Consider the following 22,197-nt stretch of genomic DNA (forward strand, 5'->3'; position numbering starts at 1 on the left):
GGGCTCATGAACTACATCTTTGTCATGGCTGGCGGCGCCCTGGGTTCGGCGGCGCGCTACTTCGTCGGCCAACAGGCGGGGCGGCTGCTGGGGACCGGATGGCCCTACGGCACCTTCGCCGTCAACCTGATCGGTGGTCTCGCCATGGGCGCGCTGGTCGCCATGCTCGCCCTGCGCGGCGGGGCGGACCAGGATCGCTGGCGCGCCCTGCTGGGCGTCGGGGTCCTGGGCGGCTTCACGACCTTCTCGGCCTTTTCCCTGGAAAGCGCGCTCATGATCGAGCGCAAGGACTACGGTCTGGCCATTCTCTATGTGGTCGCTTCGGCGACGCTCTCCATCGCCGCGGTGTTCGCAGGCATGTTCATGACGCGAAAGGTGCTGGCGTGAAGGAAGTCCGGACTCTCTACGTGGATTCCGGCGAGGACGGCGTCCGCCTGGACCGCTGGTTCAAGCGCCGCTGGCCTCACCTGAACCATATCCAGCTCAACAAGCTGTTCCGCTCCGGCCAGGTGCGGGTCGACGGCTCGCGCGCCAAGGGCGACACGCGTCTGGCGGCTGGCTCGCAGGTCCGCGTCCCGCCGCTGCCGGACGCGCCCGATCCCGCCGAGAAGGGCAAGCTGAGCCAGCGCGACATCGCCTACGCCAAGTCGCTCGTTCTGTACGAGGACGAGGAAGTCCTGGCCCTCAACAAGCCGTCGGGCCTAGCGGTGCAGGGCGGGACCAAGACCACCAAGCACATCGACAAGCTGCTGAGCGCCTGGGGCGAGGGGCTGGAGCGTCCGCGCCTGGTCCACCGCCTGGACCGCGACACCTCCGGCGTGCTGCTGCTGGGCAAGACGCCCAGCGCGGCGGCGCGTCTATCGGGCGCCTTCGCCAAGCGCAAAGCGCAGAAGACCTACTGGGCCATCGTCGTCGGCAACCCGCACCCGGTGGAGGGCGTCATCGACGTGCCGCTGGCCAAGCGCGGCATCAATGACCGCGAGATCGTCATTCCGGTCGATCCGAAGGACCACGACGCCGAGCCGGCCGAGACCGAATACGTCTCGATCAGCCGCGCGGGTCCGCGCGTGACCTGGATGGCGCTGCGTCCGCACACCGGCCGTACGCACCAGCTGCGCGCCCACATGAAGGCCATCGGCCACCCGATCCTGGGCGACCCCAAGTACGGCGACGAGAAGTCCGAGCCGCTGTCCGAGGGACTGAAGCTGCAGCTTCACGCGCGCTCGATCCTGCTGCCGCACCCCAGCGCCGGCATGCTGCACGTCGAGGCCCCGCTGAGCCCTGAGATGAAGGCCGGCTTCCATCGCTTCGGTTTCTCCGAGGACGAGGCCGAGCAGGACCCGTTCGCCCGCCGGAGCAGCAAACGCCGGTGAACCTGCACCCCGCTCTCCAGCCGATCGCCGCCATGATGCAGGCGGGGCGGATCGCCGACGCCTGCGCGGCGCTGGCCGCCCTGGCGCCCAACGCGGCGCCGCTGGATCAGCGGATGCAGGCGACGGCGGAGGTGGCGCGTCACGCGGTCAACAACGGGCTCGCCGCCGAGGCCCTGGCGGCGACCGAGCCGCTGGCCGGACGCAGCAACGCCAGCCAAGGGGTGCTGGAAGCCCACGCCCAGGCCCTGAAGGCGCTGGGCCGCCGCGAGGACGCCCTGCCGTTCCTGGAGCGGGCCGCGAAGGTGAACCCGAAAAGCGCGGTGGCGGAGCACAACCTCGCCGCCGCCCTGGGCGACGAGCAGCATTTCGCCGAGGCGGAGGCCGCCATCCGCCGCGCTTTCGCCAAGGGCGGGGACGCGCCGGAGACCTGGCTGGTCCTGGCACGCGCCCTTCAGGGGCAGGATCGGTTCGACGAGTCCGAGGCCGCCTTCGCCGAGGTGGCGCGCCGGCGTCCCAACTACGGCGTCGCATTGCGCGAGTGGGCGCAGCTGATCTGGATGCGGACCGAGGACATGGCCGCCGCCACCGCGCCGATCGACCAGGCGCTGAAGGCCGCGCCCGGCGATTTCGGCCTGCTGTCCGCCCGCGCCAAGGTTCTGGAAAACGCCGGCGACGTGGCGGGGGCGCTGGAGATGCTGCGCGCGCCGGCGGCGCGTCAGGACGCCTCGGCGGAGCTGCTGGTCGGCGCCGCCCAGGCCGCCGCTTCATGCGATCCGATATCGGCCGTGGGCTATGCCGAGCGGGCGGTGACGCAGGTCGGGCTCGCCGCCGCCTCGACCTTGGCCGAGGCCTATCTGGCGGCCGGCCGGCCCGACGCCGCCGAGGAGGTGGCGCAGGCTATCGTCAACGCCAACCGTTTCGACCAGGGGGCCTGGGCCCTGCTGGCGACCGCGTGGCGGCTGCGCGGCGACGCCCGCTACAAGGCGCTGTACGACTACGCTGCCTTCGTCCGCCCGGCCCTGATCGACGTGCCGGATGGGTGGGAGAGCCGGGAAAGCTATGTGGCCGACCTGGGCGCGGCGCTGCGCGCGCTGCACGCCATGAAGACCCACCCCATCGGCCAGTCCCTGCGGCACGGCAGCCAGACGAGCCAGAGCCTGCAACGCTCCACCCAGCCGGCCATCAAGGCTTTCCGCCAGGCCGTGGATGGACCAATCCGCCGCTACATGGCGGCGGTGGGCGAGGGGGCCGACATCCTGCGCTCGCGCATGACCGGCGACTGGCGGTTCTCCGGCCTGTGGTCGGTGAAGCTGCGGCCGAACGGCTTCCACGTCGACCACACCCATCCGCAGGGCTGGCTGTCGTCAGCCTGCTATCTGGCGCTGCCGCAGGCGGTGGGGGCGGGCGGCAAGGAAGGCTGGATCAAGTTCGGCCAGCCCGGCGTGCCTACCGTCCCCAAGCTCGAGCCCGAGCACTACGTCCAGCCGCAGCCCGGCCTGCTGGCGCTGTTCCCGTCGTACATGTGGCACGGGACCGTGCCGTTCAGCGGCGCGGACGACCGCCTGACCATCGCCTTCGACGTGGTGCCCGCCTAGACGATCCCGGTCACCGGCCGCGCCGAGGCGCTGTCCGGGAACACCGTGGTCTCCAGCGCGCGCTGTTCGACGCCCAGGTGATCACGCAATACGCCCTTGAACAGTCCGCGCATGTCGAGCGTCGGGGTGGTGTCGCGGTTCTCGAACAGGGCGGTCTGCTGCAGGGTCGGCCAGTCGCCGATGATCCCGCCCTTCTTCAAGCCGCCGCCCAGGACGAGGGCGCTGGAGGCCGTGCCGTGGTCGGTGCCGCCGGTGCCGTTGACGCGTGCGGTCCGGCCGAATTCGGTGGCGGCGACGATGACCGTGTCGTTCCAGGCGGGACCAAGACCGCTGGTCAGGCCGCCGATCAGGGCGTCCATGTAGCTGAGGCGCGACTGCAGTTGCCCCACCTGTCCGGCATGGGTGTCGAAGCCGTCCAGTGAGATGGCGACGATCTGCGGGCCGCCGGCCTGGGTCATGAAGTTGGCGACGGTGACGCCCAGCTTCTCGGCGGCGGCCATGCCCTGGCGCTGGGCCGCCTGCTGGGCGACGGCGTTGGGTTTCGCCATCCCGTCCATCGGCTGGGCGGGCGCGGACAGGCCGGTCATGGCGATCTGGGCCATGGCCTCGGTCTGCAGGCCACGGGCGAAGGCCGGGCCGAGCAACGGGTCGTTCTTGTAGAGATCCTGCAGGATGGTGGGCAGGCGAGCGGTGGCGTCGGCGTTCCTGCCCGGCGACCAGGACGCGGCCTGCACCTGTCCGCGCAGGATCAGGGGCGCGACGGCCCCGACCGACAGGGCCTCGACCTTGCGGTCCGGCGACAGGCTTTGAAGCGTGCGGTTCAGCCAGCCGGAATTGGCGCCGTAGCGGGTGACGGCGCCGGTCTCCAGCACGTCCTGCGCCTCGAAGTGCGAGCGGGCGCGGTCGGGCGTGGCGATGGCGGGAGCGATACGCAGGTGACCCTTCTGGGCCAGGGCATGGGTGCGGACGAGGGCGGGGTGAAGGCCGAAGGTCCCGTCCAGCTTCAGCGCCTGTTCCGGCGCGTAGGCGATCGCGCCACGCAGGGCGGCGTAGTCGGGGTCGCCCACCGGCGGGGTGAAGGAGAGGCCGTCCAGCCCGCCGCGGCAGACCAGGACGATCAGCTTCTTGCCGCCGGTCTGGGCATGGGCGGCGCGGCCCATGAAGGTGACGGACGCGCCCAGGCCCAACGCCCCGAACAGGGCCTGACGACGGCTGAAGCCGTGGGTGTGATGGTGATCGGTCATCGGCGTTGGAACTCCGAACTCATCAGCAGGACGGCCAAGGCCTCCGGTCGGCTCTCGGCGCGGGCGACAGCCTTAGCTACGGGGTTGCTCAGTCGCGCGCCCAGGGCGCCGGCGGCGATGGCGTTGGGATCGACGCGATCGCCGACCCGTTGAGCGAACCCCTGGGCGAAGGCCATGCGCTTGATCAGCGCGTCCGGCGCGGCCCAGGCCGATGTCTCGTCCGGCCACCCCTCGGGCGAGGGCGGGCGGAAGGCCGGCTGGCCGAGGCCGTTGAGCGTGGGGCCGAGCTGGTTCAGGGCCTGAGGCTGGGTTCCGACGGCGCGCCAGGTCGAGATCAGGAACTCGTAGGGCGTCTTGAACTTGGCGGGGGCAGGCTCCCACGCCTCGGGCGCTTCGATGAGCGCGCGGGCCACGACGTCGAGCTGTCCGCCGCTGGTCAGCCAGGCCTTCTCCAGTCGTTGGACCAGCGCCGGAGGCGGCGTGTCGGCGACGAAGTAGGTCGCGATTTTGCGGGCGCAATGGCGGGCGGTGGCGGGACGCGTCGCCAGGTCGGCCATGATGGCGCGCGCCTGCCCGGCGCCGTCCTGGCCGTATTGGCGACCCATGATCGTCCGATCGCCCGGCTCGTGGGCCGCCGCGCGGAAGACAAAGGCGCCGTCGGCGCTTTCCTCGGCGTTGCGGGCGACGGTCCAGCCTGTCATGGCGCGGGCGAATTCGGTGACGTCGGCCTGGCTGTAGCCGCCGTTCACGCCGACGGTGTGCAGTTCCAGGATTTCGCGGGCCAGATTCTCGTTCAGGCCCTGGCGACGGCCGCGTTGCTGAGCGCGGGCCGCCTGGCGGCTTTCCGGTCCCACCGACTGGGACTGGTCCAGATAGGTGAGCATGGCCGGGTGGCTGCTGGAGGCGACCAGCATGTCCTCGAACCGGCCGAAGGCATGGGGACGGATGGCCTCCTGCTCGAACGGACCGGCGACCGATGCGGTGATCTGCTTGGTGGCCGAGACGGTGAAGTGGTTGGCCCAGAATAGGGCCCAGCGTTCGCGGAAACTGGCGTCGGTTGAAGCGCCGAGCTGGGCGCGGGCCAGGAAGTCCTGGTTCACGTCCTGGCGACGCTCGCGCTGAGCGGCCTTGAGCGCCTCCTGGTCGCCGGACTGACGCGCTGCACGGAGCGTGTCCTGCTGATGACGATATTCGGCGAGCCGCTGTGCGCCGTTCTGGAAGTCGGTCTTGGGCTGGTCAGCGCCGTCAGGCGTGATCTGGGCCTTGAGCCAACCACGCGGATCGCCGCGCGCGGCCTCGATCTCGCCCGGACGGGCGCCGAGGCCGAAGCGCGTGGCGGCGATGGCCGCCTGCATGTCCTTGCTGGGAAGCGCCAAAATGCAGGTCCTCCTTGCATCCGTCCGAAGTTCATACCACTTGGCCGCAACTGGAATGTTTCGCCGCAAGTCGGCTTTTTTGCGGAAGCGTCATTGGCTCGTAACAACGACACCCAGGAGCGGGTTCGCCGCTTCTACAAGCAGGCGGAGGCCGCGGCGGTCGAGGCCGGCTTCGCCGTGCACCTGGACGGGCGCACGCCCAAGAGCCCGGCGGGCAAGCCGCTGATCGTGCCGACGCACGCTCTGGCGGCCGCCATCGCGGCCGAATGGGCGGCGCAGGGCGAGCTGATCGACCCCGAATCCATGCCCATGACCCGGCTGGCCTATACGGTCATCGACCGCTTGGCCGCCGTGCATGAAGATGCCGCCAAGGAAGTGGCGCGGTTCGCGGCGACGGACCTGCTTTGCTATTTCGCCGACGGTCCCGTGGCCCTGGTCAGCGAGCAGGAGCGCGAATGGGGGGCGTTGCTGGACTGGGCCGAGGCCGAGCTTGGCCTGCGTCTGGTCCGGGTGGCCGGGATCATCCATCAGGACCAGCCGGCTGAAAGCATCGAACGCGCTGCCGAGCTGGCGCGGGGGCTGGATGATTTCGCCTTGGCGGGCCTGGGGTTCGCCGCGCCGCTGCTGGGGTCTGCGGTCCTGGCGTTCGCCGTGGCGCGCGGGCGTCTGACGGGTGAGCAGGCCTATGACCTGTCGCGTCTGGACGAGGCGTTCCAAGAGCGTCAGTGGGGCGTCGACGAGGAGGCCGCCGAGCGCGCGGCCCGCCAGCGGGAAGAGGCGGCGATGATCGATCGGTGGTTCAAGGCTCTCGCTGCGTAAATCTTGTCAGGGCCTGCGCCGGCCTTTACCCCTCGTTCCAAAGCCAAGAATACGAGGGACAGCGTGCAGGATATCCTTGAAGAGCTTGAGCGTCGCCGCGAGCAGGCGCGGGCCGGCGGCGGCGAGAAGCGTGTCGCGGCCCAGCACGCCAAGGGCAAGCTGACCGCGCGTGAGCGGATCGACCTGCTGCTGGATGAGGGTTCGTTCGAGGAGTTCGACATGTTCGTCGAGCACCGCGCGACCGAGTTCGGCATGGCCGAGCAGAAGATTCCCGGCGACGGCGTCGTCACCGGCTGGGGCACGATCAACGGCCGCACGGTGTTCGTGTTCTCCAAGGACTTCACGGTGTTCGGCGGCTCGCTCAGCGGCGCCCACGCCCAGAAGATCCTCAAGGTCCAGCGGCAGGCCATGAAGATGGGCGCGCCGATCATCGGCCTGTTCGACGCCGGCGGCGCCCGCATCCAGGAGGGCGTCGACAGCCTGGCCGGCTATGCCGACATCTTCCTCGAGAACACCCTGGCCTCGGGCGTCATCCCGCAGATCAGCGTGATCATGGGCCCGTGCGCCGGGGGCGACGTCTATTCGCCGGCGATCACCGACTTTATCTTCATGGTCAAGGACACGAGCTACATGTTCGTGACCGGCCCGGACGTGGTGAAGACCGTCACCAACGAGGTGGTCTCGGCCGAGGAGCTGGGCGGCGCACGGGTTCACGCGTCCAAGTCGGGCGTGGCGGAAGGCGCGTTCGAGAACGACCTGGAGGCCCTGACCCAGGTGCGCCGGCTGGTCGACTTCCTGCCGTCGTCCAACCGCGAGAAGGCGCCGATCCGCGAGAGCTTCGACGAGGCCGAGCGGATGGAGGACAGCCTGGACACCCTGGTCCCGGCCAATCCGAACAAGCCCTACGACATGAAGGAGCTGATCCTGAAGATGGTCGACGAGGCCGACTTCTTCGAGATCAGCAGCGAGTGGGCCAAGAACATCATCTGCGGCTTCGCGCGCATGGACGGCGAGACGGTGGGCATCGTCGCCAACCAGCCGCAGGTCTTGGCCGGTGTGCTGGACATCGACAGCTCGCGCAAGGCCGCGCGGTTCGTGCGCTTCTGCGACGCCTTCGACATTCCGGTCATCACCCTGGTGGACGTGCCGGGCTTCATGCCGGGGACCAAGCAGGAGTACGGCGGCCTCATCAAGCACGGGGCCAAGCTGCTGTTCGCCTATGCCGAGGCGACGGTCCCCAAGATCACGGTCATCACGCGCAAGGCCTATGGCGGCGCCTATGACGTGATGAGCTCAAAGCACCTGCGCGGCGACGTGAACTACGCCTGGCCAACCGCCGAGATCGCGGTCATGGGCGCCAAGGGGGCGGTGGAGATCATCTTCCGCACCGAGGCCAAGGACCCCGAGGCGCTGGCCGCCCGCGAGGCCGAGTACAAGGCGCGCTTCGCCAACCCGTTCGTCGCCGCCAGCCGCGGCTACATCGACGACGTGATCATGCCGCACAGCACCCGCAAGCGCATCACGCGGACGCTCAAGCACCTGCGCGGCAAGGAACTGTCGAACCCCTGGAAGAAGCACGGCAACATCCCGCTCTAATCTCCTCGCTCCCGTTTATGGGGGAGGGGATTAGCTCGTCGCCTGCATCCGCACCGTCGGCGTGCCGTCCGCGTTGCCCAGGCGCGCGGGTTCGCCGGCGAAGGCGCTGGCGTAGGCGGGGGCGAGCAGGGGCTGGAAGATCGACAGGGGCACGACGACCTCGTAGTCGCCCTCGGCATAGGGGCCGACCACGTACGGACCGATCAGCACGGCGAGGCCGCCCGCCTTGTCAGGCGTCTTCGACGGGACGAGGACCCAGGTGATCTCGTCCCAGGTCGGGCATTTCCACATGTCGCTGAGCGGGACCGAGCCCTCGCGGCGGGCCTTGGCGGATTTCACCCCCTCGCAGACCGCGTTCTGGATGGGCGTCATGTCGGCGCCGGCGCGGAAGATTTCGGCGGGCTGCACTTCCTTGTCCGTGGCGCTGTTCCACAACAGGCCGGCCGAGCCATGGTTCGGGTGCGCGCCGCCGGTGTAGTCGAAGAACTCACGACGCAGGGAGACCAGCGGCGCGGCGGCGGCGGCCAGGGTCCACTGGGCCTGGCTTTCGTAGGGGCGGGACGGGTTCTGCGCGGCGGCCTCGTCGGCGAACTTCTTCAGGCCGGCGGTCTCGTCGTCATAGAGGCGCGAATGCAGGACCGGGAAGCGGGCGATCTCGTCGGCCAGCTTCAGGCGAACCTTGGCCGCGGCGTTGGCCTGATCGAACTCCAGCGGCGTCTTCGGCGCGGCGGTCTCGCTCTTCACCGGGCCGGCGGGGGCTGGCGAGCCGCCGTCTTCCTTGGGCGAGCAGGCCAGGAGAAGCAGCGGGGCGACCGCCAGAACCAAGGACTTCGAAACGTTCATAACGAGACCTCCGTGATTGCCGGCGTCAGTGATCGGCTTTCACCTGACGCCCCCATCGCCTATGCAGAATGCATAACAAAGGGAAACGTGGCCTTGGACCAACTGATCACCACCGAAAAACGCGGCCACGTCGCGATCCTCACCTTCAACCGCCCGGACAGCCTGAACGCCCTGGGGGCGCCGGGAGACGGCGATCAGGTGGCCGCGGTGTGCGAGGCGGTGAATCGCGACCCCGACATCCGCTGCGTGGTGCTGACCGGCGCGGGCCGGGCGTTCTCGGCCGGCGGCGACGTCAAGGCGATGAAGGCCAAGGAAGGCGCGTTCGCCGGGGGCGGAATTTCCATCCGCGAGAACTATCGCACCAACATCCATCGCATCGTCCGCTCGATCTACGGGCTGGAGGTTCCGGCCATCGCGGCGGTGAACGGGCCGGCGGTCGGCCTGGGCTGTGACGTGGCCTGCATGGCCGACATCCGCATCGCCTCCGACCAGGCGCGCTTTGGCGTGACCTTCGTGAAGCTGGGCATCATTCCCGGTGACGGCGGCGCCTGGCTGCTGCCGCGCACGGTGGGCATGAGCCGGGCGGCGGAGCTGCTGTTCACCGGCGACATCGTCGACGCCAAGACGGCGGGCGACTGGGGCCTGGTCAGCAAGGTCGTGCCGCACGATACGCTGATGGACGAGGCCATGGCCCTGGCACAGCGGATCGCCGCCCAGCCGCCGCACGCCCTGCGCATGGCCAAGAGCCTGCTGAAGCAGGGGCAGAACGCGTCCTACGACACGATCATGGAAATGAGCGCCGCGGCCCAGGCCCTGTCGCACATGACCGAGGACCATATGGAAGGCGTCTCCGCCCTGCTGGAGAAGCGCGCGCCGAACTTCAGGGGCGCGTGACATGTCCCTGCGCGATTTCGGCCTGCTGGTGATCGTCTGCCTGGTCTGGGCGACGAACAACATCATCAGCAAGATCGTGGTCGCGCACTGGGGCGTGCCGCCGATGTTCTACGCGGCGGTGCGTTTCGCCATCGTCGCGCTGGCGACGCTGCCGTGGCTGCTGCCGGCGCCCAAGCCGGTATGGCGCATCGTGACCATCGGCCTGTTGATGGGGGCGGGGGGCTTCGCCCTGCTGTTCCTGGGCTTCAAGACCGCGTCGCCCTCGGCGGCCGCCATCGTCGTGCAGCTGGGCGTGCCGCTGACCACGCTGTTGTCGGTGATCATGCTGGGCGAGCGTATCCGCTGGCGGCGCGGCCTGGGCATCACCCTGACCTTCCTGGGCGCGATCGCGGTGATGTGGAGCCCGCATGGGCTGGAGCTGTCGCCGGGCCTGATGTTCGTCGCCGCATCGGCCCTGGCCGGATCGTTCGGCGCGGTGATGATGAAGCAGATGGAAGGGGTCAAGCCCCTGCGCTTCCAGGCCTGGGTCGGTGCGTCGTCCTTCCTGCCCCTGGCGGCCGCGTCCCTGGCGCTGGAGCAGAACCAGTGGGCGATCGCCACCAGCGTCGGCTGGCCGTTCTGGCTGGCGGTGGTGTTCAGCGCCCTGGTGGTCTCGGTGGTCGCCCACACGGTCTATTACTTCCTGATCGGGCGGTACGAGGCGAACCTGATCTCGCCGCTCACCCTGATGACGCCGCTTGCCACCATCGGGCTTGGCGTGCTCATCACCCACGACCACTTCGACCTGCGCATGGGGATCGGGGCGGCCTTGGCCTTGGTCGGCGTGCTGATCGTGGCCCTGAGGCGCAACCACGTCATGCCGCTGCTGCTGCTTGTCCGGAACCGTATCTGATGTCGCTGGAATTCATCGAGGCCCCGTCGCCCAACTTCGACGCGCGGCAGTCGCTGCCGGACATGATCGTCATGCACTACACCGGCATGAAGACGGGCGAGGCGGCGCTGGAGCAGCTGCGCACGCCGGAGAAGAAGGTGTCCTCGCACTACATGGTCGAGGAGGACGGCCGCATCTTCCGCCTGGTGCCGGAAGAGCGCCGGGCCTGGCACGCCGGCCGCTCGTTCTGGAAGGGCGAGACGGGGCTGAACCACGTCTCCATCGGCATCGAGATCGTCAATCCGGGCCACGAGTTCGGCTACCGCAGCTTTCCCAAGGCTCAGATCGACGCGGTGATCGCCCTGACCACCGACATCCGTACCCGCTGGGACGTGCCCAATGGGCGGATCATCGGTCATTCGGACATCGCGCCTGACCGCAAGGTCGATCCGGGCGAGCTGTTTCCGTGGAAGACCCTGGCCGAGGCCGGGCACGGCCTGTGGGTCGAGCCGCCGGCCGCCCCGGGCGCGCCGCTGGGCGAAGGGGACGAGGGGGCGGGGGTGTTCGCCCTGCAGGCCGGCCTGACCCGCCTGGGTTACGACTGCGCCCCGTCGGGCAAGTACGACGCCCACACCAAGCTGATCGTGGCGACGTTCCAGCGGCACTGGCTGCAGAACCGTTTCGACGGCATCGCCGACGGGGAGACCCGCTCGCGCCTGGTGCATCTGCTGCGCGCGTCTTGACCGCGGCGGCGTGACCCCTCACAGAAGCGCCAGGATCAGACGGCCGGGCGGTCGCGGCGCTTCGGCGTCGAGGAAAGTCCGGGCTCCACGGTGACAAGGCGGCGGGTAACGCCCGCCGGGCGCGAGCCTAGGGATAGCGCCACAGAAAGCAAACCGCCTGCGGCCTCGGCCGTCGGTAAGGGTGAAAGGGTGGGGTAAGAGCCCACCGCGGACGCAGTAATGCGGACGGCATGGCAAGCCCCGCCTGGAGCAAGACCAAATAGGAACGTCGCGCCCTTTCGGGGGTAGGGCCGTCGCCGGCCCGAGGCGTTCGGGTAGGTCGCGAGAACCGTCCAGCGATGGGCGGTCCAGAGGAATGATCGTCGCGCCCCGCAAGGGGTGGCACAGAACCCGGCTTATAGGCCGTCTGATCCTGCTTCCTTCCAGAATGGGCCCGAATGGGCCGAGATGACTCCGGTCGCGTAACAGCGGCGCCGGATTCACCATTCTACTATCCAGTTCTATGTATGTTCTGTGGATTATTTACTTGCGTTAACCATAACGGGCTGAACGGACGTTGTTTTCGTAGAGAATTGACGCTGAGTGTCATTGTATCCCATTTGATCCCATGTTAACCCAATTGAACCGGTCGTTAAGGTTGACGGCGGGTCTGTGTGGGCGGATCTGAGCGGGGCTGACGAGGGTGTTTCTCTCGACGTTCGACAAGCAGCTGGACGCGAAGCGGCGCATCGTGGTGCCGCAGGAGTTCCGCGCGGCTGTGTCGGGCCCCTTCGACGGCATCTTCTGCTTCCCCTCGATCGAGGCCGACTGCCTGGAGGCGGGCGGCAAGGCGCTGTTCGACCGCTACAACGGCGTGATCGAGGAGATGGCGTTCGGCGACCCGATCCGCACCGCGCTGGAGACCAGCGTGCTGGGCGGCATGGCCCGCCTGTCCTTCGACACGGCTGGCCGCATCACCCTGCCGGACAGCCTGTGCGAGATGTTTGGCCTGACGGACTGGGTGTCCGTTGTGGGCCTGGGCGACCGTTTCCAGATCTGGTCGCGCGACGCGTTCGCCGCCCATCGCGCCGAGCAGCGCGTGGCCGCCCGCGAGGGTCTGGCCGCCCTGCGCGCGCAGCAGCGCACGGCGCGCCTTGGCGGTGCGGCATGAGCGAAGCGCCCCACATCTCCGTCCTGCTCGACGAAGTGCTCGCCGCCCTGAGCGCCCAGCCGGGCGAGACGATCATCGACGGCACCTTCGGGGCGGGCGGCTACAGCCGCGCGATCCTGGCGACCGGCGCGAACGTGGTCGGCTTCGACCGCGATCCGACCGTCCTGCGCTTCGCCGAACCGCTGGCCGCCGAAAACAATCGTTTTCGCCTGATCCAGGACCGCTTCTCCCAGATGGAGAAGCATTTCGGTCCGGCCTCGGTCGACGGCGTGGTGCTCGATATCGGCGTGTCGTCCATGCAGCTGGATGAAGCCGATCGCGGCTTCTCCTTCATGCGCGACGGCCCGCTGGATATGCGCATGGCCGCCGACGGCCCGACCGCCGCCGACCTGGTCAACGAGCTGGAGAAGGAGGAGCTGGCCCGCATCCTCTACGTCTACGGCGAAGAGCGCGAGAGCCGCCGGGTGGCGTCGTTCATCATCCGCCGCCGCGAGGAGCAGCCGTTCAGCCGCACCCTGGATCTGGCGGAAGTGGTGGAGCGCGCCCTGGGCGGGCGTCGCGGCGCCAAGGCGCATCCGGCCACCAAGACCTTCCAGGCGCTGCGCATCGCGGTGAACGAGGAGCTGACCGAGCTGGAGCGGGCGCTGGACGCCGCCGAGCGCATCCTGAAGCCGGGCGGCCGACTGGCGGTGGTGACCTTCCACTCCCTGGAAGACCGCATCGTCAAAAGCTTCTTCATCGAGCGCGCCGGCAAGACGCCGGGCGGTTCGCGTCATGCGCCGCCGACCGAGCGTGGGCCGACGCCGACCTTCGAGCTGATCGGCAAGGCCGCCGCCCCGGGCGAGGCTGAGCTGGCGGCCAACCCGCGCGCCCGTTCAGCCAAGCTGCGCGCCGGCCTGCGGACCACCGCGCCGGCTTGGGACGAGGGGAGGGGCGCATGACCTCGATCTTCGCCCGGCGCTATCGCGGCTTCCGCGTCATCGAGATCTTCGCCCTGACCCTGCTGCTCCTGCTGGTGCTGGGCGTGTACCTGGCCAAGACGGTGGCGGGCGGCGAGCGGGCCGAGATCGCGCGCCTGGATCGTGAGATTTCCGACGAGCGCGTCCGCGCGCGTCTGTTGAAGGCCGAGGTGGCTTACCTGGAGCAGCCTCGCCGCCTGGAGCGGCTGGCGACGAACTATCTCGGTCTGGCGCCGATCAAGGCCGCCCAGGAGATCGAATCCGATAGACTGGCCGAGATCGCGGCGCGCCTGTCGCCGGCGCGACCCGCGCCTGCGCCGGCGATGCCGGAAAACAATGCTGCGGCCGCCTCCGACGAACCCACGCCGGAGACGCCTTTGGAGAACCTGCAATGAGCCTGGCGGACCTTTCGCCTCGCTTGCCCGCCTGGCGTTGGCTCATCGAGCGCGTCTGGAGCCTTGAGCACGCCTTCGAGCGCTCGAAGGCCGCTGGCCGGGCGCAGGACGACACCCGTCTGCGCATCTTCTTCGTCCTGGCGATCTTCGGGACGGTTTTCCTCGGTCTCGCCCTGGGCGCCGCCCGCTCCGCCGTTTTCTCAGACGCCGGCCGGGGCGGGGACTATGCGCCGCTGATCGGCGCCGCCCGCGCCGACCTGACCGACCGCAACGGCGAGTTGCTGGCCGCCGACCTGACGCACTACGGTCTCTATATCGACCCGTCGGACGTGTGGGACGCCGCCGAGACGCGCCGCGCCCTGCGCCGCACGGTCGCCGGGCTCGACCCCAAGCGCCTGAACAAGGCGCTGGAAGGCAATCGCCGCATTTTCGTTCACGGCGGCCTGACCCCGGAAGAGCGCAACGCGGTCCACGCATTGGGCCTGCCGGGCATCAGCTTTGAAGAGGAGGGGCGCCGCGTCTACCCGCTGGGCGGGACGGCGGCGCACTTCATCGGCTTCTCCGACAAGGGCGGAACAGGTCTGGCCGGCGCGGAGCGGGCGCTGGACGACGAGCTGCGCCAGATCGCGGCGCGGGGCGGCGGCTCGTTGCCGCTGTCCATCGACCTGCGCATCCAGGCGGCCCTGGACGACGAGCTGAACAAGGCGGCCCTGCACTTCACGCCCAAGGGCGCGGTGGGCATCGTCACCAACGTCCACACGGGCGAAATCCTCGGCATGTCGAGCTGGCCGACCTTCGATCCCAACAAGCCGAGCGCCTCGGACGACAGCGCGCGCCTGAACCGCGCCGCCGCGGCGGTCTATGAGATGGGCTCGACCTTCAAGGCGTTCACGGTGGCCATCGGCCTGGATACCGGCGTCGCCACGCCGAGCTCCACCTTCGACGCCACCCAGCCGTACAAGCTGGGCTACCGGACGATCCACGACTATCACGCCGCGCGGAAGGTCCTGACGCTGGTCGAGGTCTTCCAGCATTCGTCCAACATCGGCACCGCCAAGCTGGGCGTCGCCATCGGCCCGCGCCGGCTGGAGCAGTATTTCACCAAGCTGGGCCTGACCAAGCCGGCCAGCGTGGAGCTGCGCGAGTCCGCCCGCCCGCTGACCCCCAAGGTGTGGAACGACGACGCGGTGGCCTCCACCTCCTTTGGTCACGGCATGAACGTCAGTCCGCTGGCCCTGACCGAGGCCATGGGCTCGCTGCTGAACGGTGGGGTGCGCGTGCCCCTGACCATCCGCAAGCAGGACGCCAACTATCGTCCCAAGGGCGAGCGGGTGATCTCCGAGCAGAGCTCGCTGGAGATGCTGCAGATCATGCGCGCCAACGTCTCCGATCCGATCGGCAGCGGCGGCAAGGCCAACGCCCCCGGCCTGTCGGTCGGCGGCAAGACGGGGACGGGCGAGAAGTATGACCCGGCCATCCGCGGCTACAACCACAAGCGCCAGGTCTCGTCCTTCGCCGCCGTCTTCCCGACGGACGGCCCGGTCGAGGCTGACCGCTACTTCGTCCTGATCCTGATGGACGAGCCGAACGGCACCAAGGAAAGCTACGGCTTCTCCACGGGCGGCTGGGTCGGCGCGCCGCCGGCGGGCAAGGTGATCGACCGGATCGCCCCGTTCCTTGGCGTTCAACGCAAGTTCGACGTTCCCTATTCTGTCGCGTCGAACGGCGCGTTCGCCGCTTCTGGAGGCGGCCGATGACCATGCCCCTGTCCGATCTGGTCCAGCGCGACCTGCCCGTCGATCCCGTCATCACCGGCGTCACCGCCGACAGCCGCAAGGTGAAGGCCGGCACGCTGTTCGTCGCCCTGCCGGGGTCGAAGGTCGATGGCCGCAGTTTCATCCCCGCCGCGCTCGACGCCGGCGCGGCCGCCATCCTGGCGCCCGCCGACGTGACCGACCTGCCGGTGCCGGTGGTGCACGCCCAAGACCCGCGCCGCGCCTACGCCCTGGCGGCCGCCAGCTTCTGGGGCGCGCAGCCCAAGACCTGCGTGGCGGTGACGGGCACCAACGGCAAGACCTCGGTCGCCGTGTTCTGCCGCCAGATCTTCGCCGAGCTGGGCCACAAGGCCGCCAGCATGGGCACCCTGGGCGTCACCGTGTCGGAAAAGGGCAAGCCGGACGTCCAGCTGACCCCGCCCGGCCTGACGACCCCCGACGCCGCCGATGTCTCCGAGCTGCTGGCCAAGCTGGCCGCGGACGGTGTGACGCACATGGCGCTGGAGGCGTCGTCGCACGGCGTCGATCAGCGCCGCCTGGACGGCGTGCGCCTGACGGCCGGCGGCTTCACCAACTTCACCCAGGACCATCTGGACTATCACGGCACCATGGGCGTCTATCGCGCGGCCAAGCTGCGCCTGTTCGACACCCTGCTGCCGCGCTGGTCGACGGCGGTGCTGAACGCGGATTCCGACGCCTATCCGGCCTTCGCCGCGGCGGCGGTGAGCGCGGGCCTGACCCTGTCGTCGGTGGGGGAGAAGGGCCGGGGTCTGCGTCTGGTCAGCCGTGAGCTGCTGCCGGAAGGCCAGCGCCTGGTCATCGCCCACGGCGCGGACGAGCATGTCGTGAACCTGCCGCTGGCGGGCGCCTTCCAGGCCGACAACGTGCTGGTGGCCGCTGGTTTGTGCATCGCGGCGGGCGAGGAGCCGGCCGCCGTGCTGAAGGCGCTGGAGAGCCTGAAGGGCGCCGCAGGGCGTCTGCAGCGCGTCGGCACGGGGCCAAAGGGCGGCGAGGCCTATGTCGATTACGCCCATACGCCGGACGGTCTGGAGACGGTGCTGAAGGCTCTGCGTCCCCACACGCGCGGCAAGCTGATCGCCGTTTTCGGCGCCGGCGGCGACCGTGACCGTTCCAAGCGCCCGCAGATGGGCCAGATCGCCGCCCGCCTGGCGGACGTGGCCATCGTCACCGACGACAACCCGCGCTCGGAAGAGCCGGCCGTCATCCGCGCCGAGATCATGGCCGCCGCATCCGGCGCGCGTGAGATCGGCGACCGCCGCGAAGCCATCCGCGCCGCCGCCGCCCTGCTGGAGGACGGCGACGTTCTCGTCGTGGCCGGCAAGGGGCACGAGCAGGGGCAGATCATCGCCGGCGTCACCCATCCGTTCGACGACGTGGCCGAGACCGCGTCCGCCCTGGGGCTGACTGATGGCTGAATCCCTGTGGACCGCCGCGGAGATCGCGGCCGCCACCGGCGGCGCTCTTCATGGCGCGCCTTTTGAAGTTTCCGGCGTCTCCATCGATACGCGTTCCATCGAGCCGGGCGACCTGTTCGTGGCCCTGGCCGGGGTGCGCGACGCGCATGATTTCGTGTCCAGCGCCCTGGCGTCCGGCGCGGCCGGCTCGCTGACCACCCGCCCGGTGGAGGGGAGCTGCGTCGTCACAGGCGATACGCTCAAGGCTCTGGAATTACTGGGCGAAGCGGCGCGTGACCGCACGCCCGCCAAGCGCGGCGCGGTCACCGGCTCGGTCGGCAAGACCAGCGTCACCCGAGCGGTGGAGGCGGGCCTGCGGCTGGCCGGTCGCGGCCATGCATCGGTGAAGTCCTACAACAACCACATCGGCGTTCCGCTGACCCTGGCGCGCATGCCGCGCGACACCGAACGCGCGGTGTTCGAGGTCGGCATGAACCACGCCGACGAGATCACCCCCCTGTCGCGCATGGTCCGCCCGCACGCCGTGGCGATCACCACCGTGGGGCCGGTGCATACCGAGAACTTCCCGGACGGGGAGGAGGGCGTCGCCCGCGCCAAGGCCGAGATCTTCGCCGGGCTGGAGCCGAGCGGGATCGCCGTGCTCAACGCCGACAACAGGTGGTTCGACCTGCTGAAGGCCGAGGCCGAGAAGGTCGGGGCGACCGTCTGGAGCTTCGGCTCGGCTGCGGACTGCACCGCTTGCCTGGCCGCCTTCGACAGCCATGGCGACGGCGCCACGGTTCATGCGGTGATCCGCGGCCAGGCGATGAGCTTCCCGATCCTGCAGGCGGGGCATCACTGGGGCCTGAACAGCCTGTGCGTCCTGCTGATGCTGGAGGCGCTGGACGTGCCGCGCGCCACCGCCCTGGAGGCCCTGGCCCGGTTCGCGCCCATCGAGGGGCGGGGGGCCGAGAAGATCATCGCGGTCGAGGGTGGAAGCTTCACCCTGGTGGACGAGAGCTACAACGCCAATCCGATCTCCATGGCCGCGGCGTTGAAGAACCTGGGCGCCCGCAAGGTCGCGGGGCGACGCATCGTCGCGCTGACCGACATGCTGGAGCTTGGCCCGCAGGCGGCTGAGCACCACGCGGCGCTGGCGTCACTGGCCGAAGCGGCCGGGATCGACCTCGTCTTCTGCGCCGGCCCGCTGATGAAATCGCTGTGGGAGGCGCTTCCCCAACTCGCCGTGGGGGGTACGCCGAGAGTGCGGCTGAATTGACGCCGCTGGTCACTTCGTCCGTTCGGGGCGGCGACGTGATCATGGTGAAGGGGTCCAACGGTTCGAAAGCCGGGACGGTCGCGGCCGCCCTGGCTTTGCTCGGTTCAGGCTCTGGTACGGGTGGGGACCACTGATGCTGTATCTGCTGTATGAGCGCCTTAGCGATCTGCGCGAGCACATCCCGCTTCTCAACCTGCTGAAATATCTGACGTTCCGCACGGTCATGGCCGTGATGACCGCCCAGCTTGTGGTCATCCTGATGGGCTCGCGCTTCATCCGCTGGATGCGCGCCAAGCAAGGCAAGGGTCAGCCGATCCGCGCCGAGGGCATCCAGCGTCACGTGGTCGAAAAGGCCGGCACGCCCACCATGGGCGGGCTGATGATCCTGGCCGGCGTGTTCGTCGGCACCCTGCTGTGGGCGGACCTGTCCAATATCCACGTCTGGGTGGTGCTGTTCGTGACCGGGGCCTACGGCCTGCTGGGCTTCATGGACGACTACGCCAAGGTGACCAAGCAGACGACGGCGGGGCTTTCCAGCCGCCAGAAGCTGGTCGCGCAGGTGCTGGTGGCGGTGATCGCCTCCGTCCTGCTGATCGTCTTCTCGCCCAAGTCGCCGACGACGCCAGGCCTGGAGACCAGCCTGGTATTCCCGATCTTCAAGCAGTTCATCTTCAATCTCGGCTGGTTCTACGTGATCTTCGCCGCCGTCGTGCTGGTGGGGGCGTCGAACGCCGTGAACCTGACCGACGGGCTGGACGGCCTGGCGACGGTGCCGGTGATGATCGCGGCCTCGACCTTCGGCCTGATCGCGTACCTGGTCGGCAACTACGTCTTCGCCAACTACCTGCAGCTCCATTTCGCGCCGGGCGTGGGTGAACTGGCGGTGTTCTGCGGCTCCATCATCGGGGCCGGCATGGGCTTCCTCTGGTACAATGCGCCGCCGGCCAAGATCTTCATGGGCGACACCGGCTCGCTGGCCCTGGGCGGCGCCCTGGGCGCCGTGGCGGTCAGCTCCAAGCACGAGATCGTCCTCGCCATCGTCGGCGGCCTGTTCGTGGCCGAGGCGCTGTCGGTGATGATCCAGGTCGCCTACTTCAAGAAGACCGGCAAACGCATCTTCCTGATGGCGCCGATCCACCACCACTTCGAAAAGCTCGGCTGGGCGGAGTCCACCGTGGTGATCCGCTTCTGGATCGTGTCGCTGATGCTGGCCCTGGTCGGCCTCGCCACCCTGAAACTGCGCTAGGGAGGGCTGGTTCAGGTCATGATCCCGGTCCGCGGTTTCGAGGGTAAGACAGTCGCCGTCTTCGGCCTGGGTCGCACGGGCCTCACGGCGGCGCGCGCCCTGCTGGCGGGCAAAGCCAAGGTCATCGCCTGGGACGAGAAGGCTTCCGGCCGCGACGCCGCCCAGGCCGAAGGCCTGACCGTGAAGGACCTGTGGGCCGCCGACTGGTCGGGCATCTCCGCCCTGATGCTGTCGCCGGGCGTGCCGCTGACCCATCCCAAGCCGCACTGGGTGGTGGAGAAGGCGCAGGCCGCCGGGGTCGAGATCCTGGGCGACATCGAGCTGTTCGCCCGCACGGTGAACGCCGCGCCGGCGCACAAGCGCCCCAAGGTCGCCGCGATCACCGGCACCAACGGCAAGTCCACGACCACGGCCCTGCTGGGCCACATCTGCCGCAGCGCCGGCCGCGACACCCGCATCGGCGGCAATATCGGCTATGGCGTGCTGAGCCTGGACGACATGCACGGCGGGGCGGTCTACGTGCTGGAGACGTCGTCCTACCAGCTGGACCTGACCAGCAGCCTGAAGGCCGACGCGGCGGTCATCCTCAACATCTCGCCCGATCACCTGGACCGCCACGGCGGCATGGAAGGCTATATCGCCGCCAAGCGTCGCATCCTGCTGAACCAGGACAAGGGCGATACGGCGATCATCGGGGTCGACGATCCGTGGTGCCAGCAGATCTGCACCGAGATCACCGCCGCCAACCGCCGGACCATCTGGCCGATCAGCGCCGGGCGAGCCATGGGCCGTGGGGTCTATGCCCTGCAGGGCGTTCTGTACGACGCCACCGGCGATCGGGTGACCGAGGTGGCCGACCTGCTGCGGGCCCGCAGCCTGCCGGGCCGTCACAACTGGCAGAACGCCGCCGCCGCCTATGCCGCGGCGCGGGCGCTGGGCATATCGATGGCCGACGCGGCCGAGGGACTGCGCACCTTCCCGGGCCTGGCGCACCGCATGGAGACGGTGGCGACCCTCGGGCAGGTCCGTTTCGTCAACGACTCCAAGGCCACCAACGCCGACGCCGCGCGTCAGGCGATGTCGTCCTATCCGCGCTTCTACTGGATCGCCGGCGGCGTGCCGAAGGCAGGCGGCATAGACAGCCTGACCGACCTGTTCCCGCGCATCGCCAAGGCCTACCTGATCGGCGACGCCGCTCCGGCCTTCGGCGCGGCGCTGAAGGATCGCGCCCCGTCCAAGGAATGCGGCACGCTGGAGGCCGCGGTCATGGCCGCCTATGCCGACGCCAAGTCGTCGGGCGAGGATGCGGTCGTTCTGCTGTCGCCGGCCTGCGCGTCGTTCGATCAGTTCGCCGATTTCGAAGCCCGGGGCGAGGCGTTCCGCGCCGCTGTCCAAAGCCTGTCCAAGGCGCCCAAGGGGGCGACGGCTTGAGCGGTGAACGCAACAACGCCCACGCCTTCGCCCGCACGGACCAGTCGCGGTTCGGCGTGTGGTGGTGGACGACCGATCACTGGCTGCTGGGCGGTGTCGCCGCGCTGATCGTTGTCGGCGTTCTGCTGTCCTTCGCCTCCAGCCCGGCGGCGGCCCTGCGCATGGGCATCGACGATCCGTTTCATTTCGCCCTGCGTCAGTGCGTGTTCGCCGGCGCGGCCAGCGTCATCCTGATCGCCGCCTCCATGCTGACGCCGCGCGGCGTGCGGCGGACGGCGTTCTTCGTCTATATCGTGGCCATCCTGATCATGGCGGCGTTGCCGTTCATCGGGCACACCGCCAAGGGGGCCGCCCGCTGGGTGGCCATCGGCGGGTTCACCCTGCAGCCATCGGAATTCATGAAGCCGGCGCTGATCGTGCTGGTCTCGTGGATGTTCGCCGAGGGGCAGAAGGGCGAGGGGGTGCCGGGGGTGTCCATCGCCTTCGGGCTGTACGGCCTGGCGGTGGCGCTGCTGCTGATCCAGCCGGATGTGGGCCAGACGGTCCTGATCACCGTGGCGTTCGGCGCCGCCTTCTGGATGGCGGGCGTGCCGCTGTCCTGGATCATGGGGTTGGGCGCGCTGGCGCTGAGCGGACTGGTCAGCACCTATTTCATCTTCGACCACGTGCGGGCCCGGGTGACCAAGTTCCTCAGCCCCGAGCAGGCCGACACCCACCAGATCACCCGCGCGTCCGAGGCGATCAGCGCCGGGGGCCTGTTCGGCCGTGGACCGGGCGAGGGCGTCATGAAGCGCCACGTGCCCGACCTGCATACCGACTTCATCTATTCGGTGGCGGCCGAGGAATATGGCCTCGTCTTCTCGCTGGCCCTGATCAGCCTGTTCTCCTTCGTGGTGGTGCGGGGTCTGTACAAGGCGATGAAGCTGTCCGACCCGTTCGAGCAGGTGGCGGCGGCCGGTCTGTTCGTGCTGGTGGGCCAGCAGGCGATCATCAATGTCGCTGTGAACTTGAACCTGATCCCGACCAAGGGCATGACCTTGCCGTTCATCTCCTATGGCGGCTCTTCCATGCTCGCCATGGGGCTGACCCTGGGCATGGCGCTGGCGCTGACGCGTCGCCGTCCCGGGGCCTATTCGTCGACGGATGCGCTGGCTCGGGCCGGCGCCTTCGCCTGAGCTTGAGGGGTAAGTGCT

Annotated in this window: 19 protein-coding genes, 1 other RNA gene and 1 pseudogene; 18 read left to right on the forward strand and 3 right to left on the reverse strand. The window is 69.2% G+C overall.

Features of this window, described 5'->3' with window-relative positions:
* The first annotated feature begins 6 nt into the window (after nt 1-6).
* Genes crcB through ABOZ73_RS17225 form a run of 3 tightly spaced genes read left to right on the forward strand, consistent with a single transcriptional unit; the run spans nt 7 to nt 2,968 of the window.
* Entirely contained in the window at nt 7-387 is a 381-nt protein-coding gene (gene crcB / locus ABOZ73_RS17215) for a fluoride efflux transporter CrcB (RefSeq protein ID WP_369059331.1), read from the forward strand.
* Nucleotides 384-1,373: an RluA family pseudouridine synthase gene (locus tag ABOZ73_RS17220; protein WP_369059332.1), complete on the forward strand. Its 990-nt coding sequence runs from the start codon at nt 384-386 to the stop codon at nt 1,371-1,373. The genes crcB and ABOZ73_RS17220 overlap by 4 nt, the downstream gene beginning before the upstream one ends.
* Nucleotides 1,370-2,968 carry a putative 2OG-Fe(II) oxygenase gene (locus tag ABOZ73_RS17225; protein ID WP_369059333.1) on the forward strand — a complete coding sequence of 533 codons (1,599 nt, stop codon included), beginning with the start codon at nt 1,370-1,372 and terminating at the stop codon, nt 2,966-2,968. The genes ABOZ73_RS17220 and ABOZ73_RS17225 overlap by 4 nt, the downstream gene beginning before the upstream one ends.
* On the opposite strand, the gene ABOZ73_RS17230 is transcribed toward ABOZ73_RS17225, so the two are convergent.
* Together ABOZ73_RS17230 and ABOZ73_RS17235 are read right to left on the reverse strand one after the other, a co-directional pair.
* Nucleotides 2,965-4,212: a DUF1501 domain-containing protein gene (locus tag ABOZ73_RS17230; protein WP_369059334.1), complete on the reverse strand. Its 1,248-nt coding sequence runs from the start codon at nt 4,210-4,212 to the stop codon at nt 2,965-2,967. The genes ABOZ73_RS17225 and ABOZ73_RS17230 overlap by 4 nt on opposite strands.
* Nucleotides 4,209-5,588: a DUF1800 family protein gene (locus ABOZ73_RS17235; RefSeq protein ID WP_369059335.1), complete on the reverse strand. Its 1,380-nt coding sequence runs from the start codon at nt 5,586-5,588 to the stop codon at nt 4,209-4,211. Before ABOZ73_RS17235 ends, ABOZ73_RS17230 begins: the two co-directional genes overlap by 4 nt.
* A 93-nt stretch (nt 5,589-5,681) precedes the next feature.
* Here ABOZ73_RS17235 and ABOZ73_RS17240 point away from each other — a divergent pair, with 93 nt between their 5' ends.
* Nucleotides 5,682-6,407, forward strand: coding sequence for an ATP12 family chaperone protein (locus ABOZ73_RS17240; RefSeq protein WP_369059336.1), 726 nt, complete (start codon nt 5,682-5,684; stop codon nt 6,405-6,407).
* Between the two features lie 63 nt (nt 6,408-6,470).
* Nucleotides 6,471-8,003 carry an acyl-CoA carboxylase subunit beta gene (locus ABOZ73_RS17245; protein WP_369059337.1) on the forward strand — a complete coding sequence of 511 codons (1,533 nt, stop codon included), beginning with the start codon at nt 6,471-6,473 and terminating at the stop codon, nt 8,001-8,003.
* Nucleotides 8,004-8,033: 30 nt separating this feature from the next.
* Here the strand turns inward: ABOZ73_RS17245 and ABOZ73_RS17250 are convergent, their stop codons facing one another.
* Nucleotides 8,034-8,846, reverse strand: coding sequence for a DUF3298 domain-containing protein (locus ABOZ73_RS17250; protein WP_369059338.1), 813 nt, complete (start codon nt 8,844-8,846; stop codon nt 8,034-8,036).
* A 102-nt stretch (nt 8,847-8,948) separates the two neighbouring features.
* Between ABOZ73_RS17250 and ABOZ73_RS17255 the strand changes: the two genes are divergently transcribed.
* From ABOZ73_RS17255 to ftsW, 13 genes and pseudogenes are all read left to right on the forward strand, one after another.
* A complete protein-coding gene (locus ABOZ73_RS17255) occupies nt 8,949-9,740 on the forward strand; it encodes a crotonase/enoyl-CoA hydratase family protein (protein WP_369062570.1) in 792 nt (263 codons plus the stop codon).
* A gap of 1 nt (nt 9,741) precedes the next feature.
* Nucleotides 9,742-10,632: a DMT family transporter gene (locus ABOZ73_RS17260; protein WP_369059339.1), complete on the forward strand. Its 891-nt coding sequence runs from the start codon at nt 9,742-9,744 to the stop codon at nt 10,630-10,632.
* Nucleotides 10,632-11,354 (forward strand): N-acetylmuramoyl-L-alanine amidase, encoded by a 723-nt coding sequence (locus ABOZ73_RS17265; RefSeq protein ID WP_369059340.1) that lies wholly within the window; start codon nt 10,632-10,634, stop codon nt 11,352-11,354. The genes ABOZ73_RS17260 and ABOZ73_RS17265 overlap by 1 nt, the downstream gene beginning before the upstream one ends.
* A gap of 35 nt (nt 11,355-11,389) precedes the next feature.
* Nucleotides 11,390-11,768: RNase P RNA component class A (gene rnpB, locus ABOZ73_RS17270), an RNA gene on the forward strand.
* A gap of 268 nt (nt 11,769-12,036) precedes the next feature.
* Entirely contained in the window at nt 12,037-12,504 is a 468-nt protein-coding gene (locus tag ABOZ73_RS17275; protein WP_369059341.1) for a division/cell wall cluster transcriptional repressor MraZ, read from the forward strand.
* On the forward strand, nt 12,501-13,445 hold the full coding sequence (gene rsmH / locus ABOZ73_RS17280; RefSeq protein ID WP_369059342.1) for a 16S rRNA (cytosine(1402)-N(4))-methyltransferase RsmH: 945 nt from the start codon (nt 12,501-12,503) through the stop codon (nt 13,443-13,445). Before ABOZ73_RS17275 ends, rsmH begins: the two co-directional genes overlap by 4 nt.
* Entirely contained in the window at nt 13,442-13,858 is a 417-nt protein-coding gene (locus tag ABOZ73_RS17285) for a cell division protein (RefSeq protein WP_369059343.1), read from the forward strand. The genes rsmH and ABOZ73_RS17285 overlap by 4 nt, the downstream gene beginning before the upstream one ends.
* Nucleotides 13,855-15,615: a peptidoglycan D,D-transpeptidase FtsI family protein gene (locus ABOZ73_RS17290; protein WP_369059344.1), complete on the forward strand. Its 1,761-nt coding sequence runs from the start codon at nt 13,855-13,857 to the stop codon at nt 15,613-15,615. Before ABOZ73_RS17285 ends, ABOZ73_RS17290 begins: the two co-directional genes overlap by 4 nt.
* Nucleotides 15,612-17,069, forward strand: coding sequence for a UDP-N-acetylmuramoyl-L-alanyl-D-glutamate--2,6-diaminopimelate ligase (locus tag ABOZ73_RS17295; protein ID WP_369059345.1), 1,458 nt, complete (start codon nt 15,612-15,614; stop codon nt 17,067-17,069). The genes ABOZ73_RS17290 and ABOZ73_RS17295 overlap by 4 nt, the downstream gene beginning before the upstream one ends.
* A pseudogene (murF, locus tag ABOZ73_RS17300) lies at nt 17,062-18,461 on the forward strand (UDP-N-acetylmuramoyl-tripeptide--D-alanyl-D-alanine ligase). Before ABOZ73_RS17295 ends, murF begins: the two are co-directional and overlap by 8 nt.
* The gene (gene mraY, locus ABOZ73_RS17305) at nt 18,461-19,573 is read left to right on the forward strand and encodes a phospho-N-acetylmuramoyl-pentapeptide-transferase (RefSeq protein WP_369059346.1); all 1,113 of its coding nucleotides are present in this window, start codon (nt 18,461-18,463) and stop codon (nt 19,571-19,573) included. Before murF ends, mraY begins: the two are co-directional and overlap by 1 nt.
* A gap of 18 nt (nt 19,574-19,591) precedes the next feature.
* The gene (gene murD, locus ABOZ73_RS17310; protein WP_369059347.1) at nt 19,592-21,004 is read left to right on the forward strand and encodes a UDP-N-acetylmuramoyl-L-alanine--D-glutamate ligase; all 1,413 of its coding nucleotides are present in this window, start codon (nt 19,592-19,594) and stop codon (nt 21,002-21,004) included.
* Nucleotides 21,001-22,179, forward strand: coding sequence for a putative lipid II flippase FtsW (gene ftsW, locus ABOZ73_RS17315; protein ID WP_369059348.1), 1,179 nt, complete (start codon nt 21,001-21,003; stop codon nt 22,177-22,179). The genes murD and ftsW overlap by 4 nt, the downstream gene beginning before the upstream one ends.
* Nucleotides 22,180-22,197 lie beyond the last annotated feature (18 nt).

This window comes from Caulobacter sp. 73W (assembly GCF_041021955.1).
Taxonomy (GTDB): domain Bacteria; phylum Pseudomonadota; class Alphaproteobacteria; order Caulobacterales; family Caulobacteraceae; genus Caulobacter.

Excerpts from the sequence above, each read along its gene's own strand:
- ABOZ73_RS17260 (WP_369059339.1), top strand. The coding sequence starts at position 9,742 with ATGTCCCTGCGCGATTTCGGCCTGCTGGTGATCGTCTGCCTGGTCTGG.
- ABOZ73_RS17295 (WP_369059345.1), top strand. The coding sequence starts at position 15,612 with ATGACCATGCCCCTGTCCGATCTGGTCCAGCGCGACCTGCCCGTCGAT.
- ABOZ73_RS17230 (WP_369059334.1), bottom strand. The coding sequence starts at position 4,212 with ATGACCGATCACCATCACACCCACGGCTTCAGCCGTCGTCAGGCCCTG.
- murD (WP_369059347.1), top strand. The coding sequence starts at position 19,592 with ATGATCCCGGTCCGCGGTTTCGAGGGTAAGACAGTCGCCGTCTTCGGC.
- crcB (WP_369059331.1), top strand. The coding sequence starts at position 7 with ATGAACTACATCTTTGTCATGGCTGGCGGCGCCCTGGGTTCGGCGGCG.
- rsmH (WP_369059342.1), top strand. The coding sequence starts at position 12,501 with ATGAGCGAAGCGCCCCACATCTCCGTCCTGCTCGACGAAGTGCTCGCC.
- mraY (WP_369059346.1), top strand. The coding sequence starts at position 18,461 with ATGCTGTATCTGCTGTATGAGCGCCTTAGCGATCTGCGCGAGCACATC.
- ABOZ73_RS17290 (WP_369059344.1), top strand. The coding sequence starts at position 13,855 with ATGAGCCTGGCGGACCTTTCGCCTCGCTTGCCCGCCTGGCGTTGGCTC.
- ABOZ73_RS17285 (WP_369059343.1), top strand. The coding sequence starts at position 13,442 with ATGACCTCGATCTTCGCCCGGCGCTATCGCGGCTTCCGCGTCATCGAG.
- ABOZ73_RS17265 (WP_369059340.1), top strand. The coding sequence starts at position 10,632 with ATGTCGCTGGAATTCATCGAGGCCCCGTCGCCCAACTTCGACGCGCGG.
- ABOZ73_RS17250 (WP_369059338.1), bottom strand. The coding sequence starts at position 8,846 with ATGAACGTTTCGAAGTCCTTGGTTCTGGCGGTCGCCCCGCTGCTTCTC.